The organism is Epilithonimonas sp. 33E (assembly GCF_059372615.1).
In genome coordinates, this window is record NZ_CM182009.1 from 1,248,392 (window position 1) to 1,258,464 (window position 10,073).

Here is a 10,073-nt window from a genome sequence, read left to right on the forward strand (position 1 = left end):
ATTGGATGCTGGCAAAAAAAAGAGTCGGGGAATTGCAGTGCCTTCTGTTAAAAATATGAAACCGACAGGAAGCATTTCTCTTGTGATGACTTTTCTTAAGATTTCGAAATATTTCATACTTTCCGCTTTGATTATTGCTTTGGCAAGACCGAGAACTTACACTATTTCTCAGGATAGAGATGAGTCCAAAGGAATTGATATTATGCTTTCCGTGGACGTTTCGCTCAGTATGTTGGCGAAAGACCTAGATCCGGACAGGTTGGAAGCGCTTAAAAAAATCGCTATTGATTTTGTTAATAAACGAGACAACGACCGAATTGGTTTGGTTGCATATTCAGGAGAAGCTTACACCAAGGTTCCTTTGACAACCGACCACCAAGTTGTAGTGGATGAACTGAATCAATTAAATCCTCTGGAATTACAACCTGGAACGGCGATTGGAGAAGGGCTTTCCGTTGCTGTAAACCATTTGAAAAAAAGCAAAGCTAAAAGTAAAATCATCATCTTGATGACCGACGGCGTCAATACCGTTTTGAATGCGATGCCGCCACAAATTGCTGCAGAATTAGCAAAAAATAACGGGATCAAAGTCTATACAGTTGGTATTGGAAGCAATGGGTTTGCAGCGTTTCCGACAGGTACTAATATTTTTGGAGATATTGTTTTTACAGAACAGAAAACCGAAATCGATGAAAACACGTTGATCGATATCGCACAATTGACCGGAGGAAAATACTTCCGTGCGACTTCCAACAGCAGCCTGCAGAATGTGTATGATGAAATTAATCAACTGGAAAAATCGGATGTCAAAACTTCCAAATTGTATAATTATGAAGAATATTTCAGGATTTTTCTTTGGGTGGCTTTAGGATTTCTATTGTTGGATGCGTTGCTCCGTTGGGTTATTTTTAAAATTTTGAATTAAGCTGATGAATTGGTATTTAGGAAATTACTGGTATCTGTTATTACTTCTTTTGTTGCCTGTCATTGGTTACTTCATTATTCATTATATCCGGTGGAAAAACCGCAAAAGAAACCTTTTTGCAGAAGGCAGATTTCAGGATGTGTTGTTTGAAAAAACATCTTGGTTTGCCAAGTTGTTTCCGGTTTTGTATCTGTTAGGTTTTTTATTCCTGATATTTTCGATTATTGACCTTTTGGGTGGAAAAGAGGAGATCAGTGTCAAGCAGAATGTCAGCAGTACGATGTTTGTTCTGGATGTTTCCAACTCTATGAATGCCCAGGATATCCAGCCAAGCCGGTTGGAGGAAGCAAAGAATATTATCATTAATTCTCTTCAAAAGCTGACGAATGATAGAGTAGGAATCATTGTATTTGCCGGCGATTCATACTCTGTGATGCCTTTGTCCAGCGACTATTCGGCGGCAGAAAACTACCTTTTGGGAATCGAAACCAGTGTAGTTCAAAACCAGGGAACCGATTTTTTGAAACCGATTCAAATCGCGGCTCAGAAATTCAAAAATATAACAAAAGGTTCTAGGAATATTGTATTAATAAGTGATGGTGAAGATAACGAAGGTCACGAGGATGAAGCGATTAACCTCGCAAAAAAAGAAGGAATAAGAGTTACAACAATTGGTGTCGGAACCGAAGAAGGCGCACCAATTCCGGAATATTATTTCGGACAATTAATGGGCTACAAATCCGATATGTATGGCGAAACGGTTGTTTCGAAACTGCAAACCAAAGCATTAAAAAATATCGCATCTTCAACCGGCGGAAGTTACCTTGACGGAAATAATCTGGACAACGCGATTAACAATCTTATTAATGAGCTACACAAATCTACAGCTGCCGGCACAACAAGCGTGATCAGTTCTCAATCTGCGGTGCATTACTATCAATATTTTTTGGGTATATCGGTTTTCTTTTTCCTTTTGATTTATCTTTTCAATCCGAAGAAGGATTTTAATTTATAGAAATTTTAAGAACCTCATTATACCTTCGCATTCAAAAACTGGTATTTACCATCTTTATAATCCGCAAAGATATGATGAAAACCATTGCTGATAATGATTTGCTCAGCACCAATTAAGCTGTTGTAGCGGGCAATCTGTTCAAAGTGGATTTCTTTTAAAACAATATTGGGCGCTTTACATTCGATAAGGATTTTTGGTTTTGTTTTTTCTGTAATAAGCAGGTCGATTCGTTTCGTAGTTCCATTCAGTTCCAGCTTTCTTTCAAGAATTAATGACGATGGATTTTTCTTTTGTACAAAACGATAATAATGCAGCCAATGCTGTCTTACCCATTCTTCCGGTGTCAAGACAAGCCAGCTTTTTCTTACCAGATCATAGATAAAAAATGTATCTTTGTCTTGTTTGATTTGAAAATCAAACTGATTTTCAAAATTTAGTTTCGGAACCTGCATACTTTAAGATGAAAGAAATAGATATTATCCTCAAAAATATTAAAAATAAAGAACTTTTACCGGTTTATTTTTTTCAGGGCGATGAGGCTTTTTATATCGATTTGGCGGTCAAACATTTTGAGCAGGATGTTTTGGAAGAAGACGAGAAAGCTTTCAATCAAACCATTGCTTACGGTCGAGATACCAATTATCTGGAAGTTCTTTCTTTGGCAAGGCAATATCCAATGATGGGCGACAAACAACTCATCATTGTGAAAGAAGCGCAGGATATGAAACTGAATGACGAGGAATCCAAGGCGTTGGAAACTTATCTGGAAAATCCTGTTCCTTCAACTATTCTGGTAATTGCCCACAAACACAAAAAGCTGGATGCGAGGAAAAAAGTGGCAAAAACTCTTGCTAAATCCGGAATGCTTTTCACAAGTGAGAAGATGAAAGATTATCAGCTTCCGACCTGGATTCAAGGTGAAATGACCGTAATGGGAATCAAATCTGCACCAAACATCAGTCATCTCTTAGCAGAATATCTTGGAAACGACCTTTCCAGAATTGCTAACGAATTGAATAAACTGAAAATCGTTCTCAAAGACGGCGCAGTTCTGGATGGAAAAATTATCGAAGAACACATCGGCATCAGCAAAGATTTCAACATCTTCGAACTGCAGAAAGCATTAGCGACGAAAGACCAGGCAAAAGCTTTCAGCATTGCTTATTATATGGGAAAGAATAAAAAATCAAATCCCGTTCAAATGGCTTTCGGAGCACTTTACAATTTCTTTTCCAATATTATTATTTATCACACTTTGTCGGGACAATCTCCGCAGACCATTGCTTCAACAATGGGTGTTAATCCTTATGCGATTAAAGATTATTCGGAGGCAGCGCGATTTTATCCGTTGAAGCACGCTACAAGAGTGATTTCTATTCTCCGCGAGATGGATTTAAAATCCAAAGGTCTCGGTGTAAGACAAATGGAAGATGAAGAAATCTATAAGGAAATGGTTTATAAAATCATTAAAGTAGATGAACTGAAAGTTTCAGTGTAAAAATTCCCTTTCAGTGAAGGGGTTTCAAAAGAAATTTTGCCGGAGTGGTTTTTTAGAAAGATTAATTATTTACCATTCATATATTTCACATCGACAGTTTAGATAGGTTCTGAATAATTAATTCCCGAAATTTGTACCCGATTTTTCAAACAAAGAATTATATTTGAAAATTGCTATTTCGAAAGAAATATTCATATCCTTAAAAAAAATAATTTAATAATAAAAATGGAGAACAATATCTTAGACTGTGTCATTGTAGGTTCCGGACCAGCTGGTTTCACAGCCGCAATTTATGCAGGAAGAGCAAACCTGAAACCTGAACTTTTCACAGGACTGGAACCAGGCGGACAATTAACAACAACAACGGAAGTAGAAAATTTTCCGGGTTATCCGGATGGAATTACCGGGCCGGAAATGATGCTTCAGTTGCAAAAGCAGGCGGAACGTTTCGAGACCAAAGTTCATTACGAGATGATTTCCAAAGTTGAGTTTTCCAAAGTTAGAGGTGGCATTCATAAACTGAGTACAGGTTCTCGTGAGATTTTGGCGAAAAGTGTCATTATCTCCACAGGTGCGGCGGCGAAATATCTGGGACTGGCTGATGAGAAAAAATATGCTGGCGGCGGCGTTTCTGCGTGTGCCACTTGTGACGGATTTTTTTACAGAGGAAAAGATGTAATAGTTGTGGGCGCTGGAGATACAGCTGCAGAAGAAGCCACTTATCTTTCCAAGATTTGTAACAAAGTCACATTGTTAGTAAGAAAGGACCATTTCCGAGCCTCCAAAGTAATGGTTGACAGAGTTTTGAGTACACCAAATATCGAAGTGAAATACAATCACGAACTCATCGGAATCGAAGGTGAAAACAACTTGGTAGAAAGAGCTAAAGTGGTTAATAATCTGACCAATGAGATTTCTACAATAGATGTTCACGGGATTTTTATTGCTATTGGTCATAAACCCAATACAGAACTTTTCAAAGGACAAATCGATTTAGACGAAAACGAATATATCATTACGGAAGGCAAATCTGCAAGAACTAATCTTCCTGGTGTTTTCGCAGCCGGAGATGTTCAGGATCACCATTACAGACAAGCAATTACAGCTGCTGGAAGCGGTTGTATGGCGGCAATGGATGCAGAAAAATATCTCGGTGAATTAGCAGGCGAAAATCATACTTGGGTTGAGCAATAATTGAAAGATTATTTAATATCATAAAATCAAAACCGTCCCGAAATTTTCCGGGACGGTTTTTTAATAAAGAACTATTACAAAAATTTGATTTATGATGAAGTGTTTTTTGGAGGAATAATTACTTGTCGCTAAAAGCCAATTTTGCATTAGTATTAGGTCTACTTACAGTTCTTTTCTCGTCTTTATTATGGATCTTGTAGTACAAAAATGCAATGAAGGTTGGTTTATGATAGATTTTATAATACCTGTATTCCGTATGGAAATGTCTGAGGTTAATTTTGTAAAAATCATAACCGATGACAACCAAAAGACAAATGCTTATCACATAAAATACCCGGAATTCCAAATGATAATAAGTCAATCCTGAGAACACAGCGCCAAGAACATAAGCCGTCATTATGCTTAGCAAAAGCTTAGCCTTACCCATCAATTCAGGGTTTTTTCTGAATTTTTTCTGCGTAAACATAGATGCTAATATCCCTAGATCAGTTGTTGTACCAGTTAAGTGGGTTGTTTTTACAGAGAAGTTGGAGATACTAGCTGTTAAACCGTTTTGTAAACCAGTTGCAAATAACATTAATGCTACCAAAGCTTCCGTTTCTTCCAGGGTCTTTCTGTAATAAAATTGTCCGTAGATTCCTACCGCCAAAAGACAAAGGATTTCCAGTATAATTGGCAATGCGTGCGCAAAATATTTACTCTTTTTATTAAAGTTGATGACACTCATATTGGCTACAAATCCACCAAAGAAGAATAGGAAAATCCATCCGCCCACAACGGCAACCTGTGTCCAGTTTCCCTGGCTGATTTCTGCTGCCAAGATTGCGTAATGTCCTGTTACGTTGGATGTAAAAGATAAGAATATCAATAGAGATGCTATATTTATAGTTCCTGCGGTGAATGCAGTCAGCGTCCCCAGTCTGATGTTGTCTCCCAACGTTCTGCTGTTACTATAATTTCTTAACATAATTTATTATTTAAAATTGATTTGATGTGTTTTTGAATATATTTTTTACAAGAAAACTTCTGCTAATCTTCCTTTTTCAGGAACAAATTCCGGCGCCTGTGTTAGAACTTCGACAGCATTGATATGCTTGCATTTTTTCAAATATGGTGTTACATCAAACTGACCTTTTTTCAGGTTTCTGCTTTTTGCTGATGAGAAGTAAGCTTCGTCTATCGCAGCAGTTTCGATATAACTGTTGAAAGTTCTCTGGAAGCTACCTGTGAAGATGTCACAAGTGATTTTGTTGATCAGGTTCGGATATTTGTTGTTGATAATGCTGTAAGCATCGCAAAATTCCTTAGATCTTATCTTTTCAAAAATCGAACTTTTGGTGGTGAATAAGAGATCTCTGATAGAATCGCCCATATCGTATCCCGAAACGAAAAGAATATTGTATTGATTCTCGTCATTCTGTTCAGTTTTATTTTTAAGAACTTTTTTCAGAATTTCAAGAGATTCCAGAGAAAAATCCGTAGCAATTAAAATGGTCTTGATCATAATATTGTGATTTAATTGGTTTTGTTACTTTTTGATGATACAAAACTATAATGACCAGATTAGAATACTTTTGGAACGAAATTAAAATGTAATTAAAGAGATTAAAATGAGATTAGAATTTCAAAAAAGAAATTAGTTGATGAGAAAAATATAAGCTTGCTGCGGACAATTCTACGTTTTATTCGGTCGGAACATAGATCGGAAAACGAATCTGAACTGTCGTTCCCACATTTTCTTTGGAATTCACGATCAATTCGCCATTATGGATTCGGATAATATTTCTTGCTAATGGTAAGCCTATTCCGTAACCTTCATAGTTTTTCGTATTCGAAGCACGGAAAAACGGATCGTAGATTTTATCCATTTCAGAATCCGGAATCCCGATTCCGCTGTCTTTGATAATGACGTAAACGTGATCGTCTGTTGCACCAAGGGAAACTTTAACCTGTTGAAAATTAGAATATTTGCAGCCGTTATTGATGATGTTTGCCATTGCAAGATGAAGAAGCTGCTCGTTACCCTGGACTTTCAGTTTTTTAGGATTTTCTGGCAACATACTGATATCCATAAAAACATTATTTTTGGAATTGATCCTTGTTGCCGTTTCGATAACGTCCCAGAGCAGCTGATCCATTCTTACTTTGTCCATTTTCTGGATTTTACCGTCAAATCCTGTTTGGGCGATCATCAGCAAAGCCTTTATTTTCTTGTCCAGTTTTTCGGCTTCATTAAGAATGATTTGAAGCGTTTCCTGGTAATGCTCTTCTGATCTGGGGATAGACAACGCAACATCAGCTTCTCCCATAATCGAAGTCAAAGGTGTTCTGAGTTCGTGAGATACATTTCCGATCAGATGATTCTGTGTCTCAAAGGATGTTTCTATACGGTTCAACATATCGTTGAAGGTGTCAACCAGTTCATTTAATTCTTTGTTTCCTGGCTGAGGTTCTAGTCTCAGATGCAGATTCTCTGAACTGATTTCTTTTACTTTGCCTGTGATTTTAAGAATCGGACGGAATAGTGTTTTTGATAGGTAAAAAGAAAAGATCATTGAGAAAAACAATGCCAGAATCATACAGGTAATCAAAGTTCTTTTCAGATAGCCAAGATAATAGACTACATAATGGTTTTGAGCAGATGCAATGGCAATGTATGTTTTATTATCAGATTTGAAAGACTGTCCTATGTAGTAGAATTCTTTGTCATTATAATTGGCTTCTCCTTTTTTGACAATACTTTTGAAAAAACTATCCGGAATATGGATTTGATTTGATATCTGACTGTAATTAGAATCCTTCGGAACCTCGAATACATAATCTTTTTCCATTGGGAGCTCTTCGTCATTCAGACTATTCAGAATATGATTTTTCGGGATGTCGAGATGTTCTTTACTTTTCTCGATTTGGACAATCGTCGTCGCCCGGATTTTCAGTAATTCATAAAAACGCTGATGAGAAAAATTAACAATGGAAAAATATACCAATCCACTGAACAGCAGAATGACGACTGTGAAAACAAGCATCAGGAGAAGCATTGTTTTGGTTTGATTGGTAGGATTTCCTTTCAGCATTGTTTATGATTTTTTGAGCACATAACCCATTCCTATTACAGTATGAATCAGTTTGTCATCTTCCTGATTATCGAGTTTTTTTCTGAGATAGTTAACGTAAACATCCACAACATTGGTTCCCAATTCATAATTAACGCCCCAAACTGCTTCCAGTATTTCTGCCCTTGATATTACTTTTTCCGGGTTATTCAGGAAATAGAGTAGGAGCTTATATTCTGTTGAGGTTAATGAGATTTCTATTCCGGCACGAGTCACTTTTTTGGTATAATCATTCACTGTCAGATCCGAAAATTGATAGGTGTTTTTATCATCAATTTCGTTTGGTTCTGTTCCGTTATTGTGGCCACTTCTTCTGAGAAGGGATTTTATTCTGGCAACTAGCTCTATGAATTTGAAAGGCTTGACAAGATAATCATCGCCGCCACTTTCTAATCCAAGCACAATGTTTTCGGATGAATCCAGCGCTGTTAAAAATAATATAGGAACAATTTTATTCTTCTTCCGGATTTCTTTGCAGACTTCCAAACCGTTGATGTCTGGTAACATTATATCCAGAATAATCAGGTCAAAATCGTTATCATCAACCAATTTGATACCGGTTCTACCGTCCAGAGCTACGGAAATCTCATAGTCAAGTTCCTGCAATCCTTTTTTGATAAAGGAAACAACACTGGATTCATCTTCTATCAGAATAATTTTTTTCATAACTAATTCTACAAAAATATAAAATTACTGTTAGCAGAGAAATTTGAGATTATATAAAGAAAATTATTTTATGTTATTAACTTTTTGAACAGTATATTTTTTTAGTCTAAATAATTATAACAGATTATTATTATGAACAGACTTGTCTGTTCATTTTTTATTTATATTTGTTACAAATCTTACAAAATGCATCCACCTCGTGAAAGAATCCTGAATACTGCCTATACTTTATTTCATAAGCAGGGTTATAATAATACCGGGATTAACCAGATTATTATGGAGGCAAACGTTTCCAAAGCAAGTTTTTATGCCCACTTCAAATCAAAAGATGACTTGTGTATAGAATTTTTGAATAAAAGATTTGATTATTGGGTGTCAGAACTCGAAAACTTCACGAAGCCTGCTTCTTCTTTGCGAGAAAAAATTCTCAGTTCCTTTGATTTTTTGATGTACATGAATGAAAAGGAAAATTTCAGAGGATGCAGCTTTCTCAACCTTCTCTCTGAAGTGCCAGAAGAAAAATTGGCTATACATACCACTATACGCGATCAAAAGAAAAAATTGAGAGATGCCTTCGATATCGAAATCAAAGATGAAATTTTGTCAGCACACATTTATCTCCTTTTTGAAAGCTCCATTATTACCAGCCAGCTTTACAGATCGAACGAATTAATTGTAAAATCCAAAACAATACTTATTGATATCATTAAAAATCTAAACTAAAAAACTCACAAAAACTACAAACTATGAAAAATAATATATCATTGGAATCCTCTGATTCCGCTATATTTAGATTTTGCATTTTAGTAATACTATTGATTGGTCCGTTTTTATTCTCACAAGTAGGCATTAATACAGTGGCTCCCAAATCGACTCTGGAAGTTGTCGCAAAAACTAATGGTGCTTTGCAGGTCGAAGGTCTTATGATCCCAAGATTAACCGGGGATCAAATCAAAACGATGACAGCCAACCTGGAATCAGGAACCGAATCTTTAATGATTTATGCCACATCAGCTCCTGCGGTTTCCAATGCAAGTGTTGCCAAAATTACCCAGGCAGGATATTATTACTGGAATGGGACAATTTGGGAAAATATTGGTGGATTGACGTCCAATATTTATACAGCGGACGGAACCATTACAACCGCACAAGCAGCCAGAAATGTAGAACTGAACGGCAAAAATCTTATTTTCTCAGGTGTCGGAAGTGTGGGAATAGGGACAGCTAATCCTTCTGCAAAGCTGGATGTTGCAGGGACAGTAAAAGCCAGCGCGGTGGATTATAATTCGGATGCAAGATTAAAGCAAAATATTACTCCAATTGCCAATGCGGAAGAAATTTTACTACAATTAAATCCTGTTTCTTATTTCTGGAACGAATTGGGTAAGAAGAAAGGCGGAAATGGGCAACTTCAATATGGCTTAATAGCGCAGGAAGTGGAAAAAGTGCTTCCGAACATTGTAAATACAGATTCGGAAGGCTATAAGTCTGTAAACTATAATGAATTGATTCCGCTTTTACTCAAAAATGTCCAGGAACAGGATAAGAAAATCAAAGAATTACAAAAAGAGATACAACAATTAAAAAAGGGAAAATAGTCCCGGATTTAATGCTCTCTTCGATGTATTTGTCAGGTTGAAGTCTGAAAAGACTTTCAATTAA

The 10,073-nt window shown here is 36.5% G+C and carries 11 protein-coding genes; 6 read left to right on the forward strand and 5 right to left on the reverse strand.

The window, feature by feature from the left end; all coding sequences use genetic code 11:
• Window positions 1–55 precede the first annotated feature (55 nt).
• Both AC5P2S_RS05880 and AC5P2S_RS05885 read left to right on the forward strand, forming a co-directional pair.
• Window positions 56–925, forward strand: a complete 870-nt coding sequence (locus AC5P2S_RS05880; RefSeq protein ID WP_283417430.1) for a VWA domain-containing protein — start codon at window positions 56–58, stop codon at window positions 923–925.
• Between the two features lie 4 nt (window positions 926–929).
• Entirely contained in the window at window positions 930–1,940 is a 1,011-nt protein-coding gene (locus tag AC5P2S_RS05885) for a VWA domain-containing protein (protein ID WP_494556595.1), read from the forward strand.
• A gap of 17 nt (window positions 1,941–1,957) precedes the next feature.
• On the opposite strand, the gene AC5P2S_RS05890 is transcribed toward AC5P2S_RS05885, so the two are convergent.
• The gene (locus AC5P2S_RS05890) at window positions 1,958–2,392 is read right to left on the reverse strand and encodes a type I restriction enzyme HsdR N-terminal domain-containing protein (protein ID WP_283417426.1); all 435 of its coding nucleotides are present in this window, start codon (window positions 2,390–2,392) and stop codon (window positions 1,958–1,960) included.
• Window positions 2,393–2,400: 8 nt separating this feature from the next.
• On the opposite strand from AC5P2S_RS05890, the gene holA reads away from it, so the two are divergent.
• Complete coding sequence (gene holA, locus AC5P2S_RS05895; RefSeq protein WP_494556596.1) at window positions 2,401–3,438, forward strand: DNA polymerase III subunit delta; 1,038 nt, start codon at window positions 2,401–2,403, stop codon at window positions 3,436–3,438.
• 225 nt (window positions 3,439–3,663) lie between these two features.
• The gene (trxB, locus tag AC5P2S_RS05900; protein ID WP_494556597.1) at window positions 3,664–4,632 is read left to right on the forward strand and encodes a thioredoxin-disulfide reductase; all 969 of its coding nucleotides are present in this window, start codon (window positions 3,664–3,666) and stop codon (window positions 4,630–4,632) included.
• Between the two features lie 118 nt (window positions 4,633–4,750).
• Here trxB and AC5P2S_RS05905 read toward each other — a convergent pair whose 3' ends face one another.
• From AC5P2S_RS05905 to AC5P2S_RS05920, 4 genes are all read right to left on the reverse strand, one after another.
• The gene (locus tag AC5P2S_RS05905; RefSeq protein WP_283417423.1) at window positions 4,751–5,599 is read right to left on the reverse strand and encodes a YoaK family protein; all 849 of its coding nucleotides are present in this window, start codon (window positions 5,597–5,599) and stop codon (window positions 4,751–4,753) included.
• A gap of 45 nt (window positions 5,600–5,644) precedes the next feature.
• The gene (locus AC5P2S_RS05910) at window positions 5,645–6,136 is read right to left on the reverse strand and encodes a hypothetical protein (protein WP_494556598.1); all 492 of its coding nucleotides are present in this window, start codon (window positions 6,134–6,136) and stop codon (window positions 5,645–5,647) included.
• 178 nt (window positions 6,137–6,314) lie between these two features.
• On the reverse strand, window positions 6,315–7,706 hold the full coding sequence (locus AC5P2S_RS05915) for a sensor histidine kinase (protein ID WP_283417421.1): 1,392 nt from the start codon (window positions 7,704–7,706) through the stop codon (window positions 6,315–6,317).
• Window positions 7,707–7,709: 3 nt separating this feature from the next.
• Window positions 7,710–8,411, reverse strand: coding sequence for a response regulator transcription factor (locus AC5P2S_RS05920; protein WP_494556599.1), 702 nt, complete (start codon window positions 8,409–8,411; stop codon window positions 7,710–7,712).
• Between the two features lie 186 nt (window positions 8,412–8,597).
• Between AC5P2S_RS05920 and AC5P2S_RS05925 the strand changes: the two genes are divergently transcribed.
• Together AC5P2S_RS05925 and AC5P2S_RS05930 are read left to right on the forward strand one after the other, a co-directional pair.
• On the forward strand, window positions 8,598–9,134 hold the full coding sequence (locus AC5P2S_RS05925; RefSeq protein ID WP_283417419.1) for a TetR/AcrR family transcriptional regulator: 537 nt from the start codon (window positions 8,598–8,600) through the stop codon (window positions 9,132–9,134).
• A 23-nt stretch (window positions 9,135–9,157) separates the two neighbouring features.
• Entirely contained in the window at window positions 9,158–10,009 is an 852-nt protein-coding gene (locus AC5P2S_RS05930; RefSeq protein ID WP_283417418.1) for a tail fiber domain-containing protein, read from the forward strand.
• The last annotated feature ends 64 nt before the right edge of the window (window positions 10,010–10,073 follow it).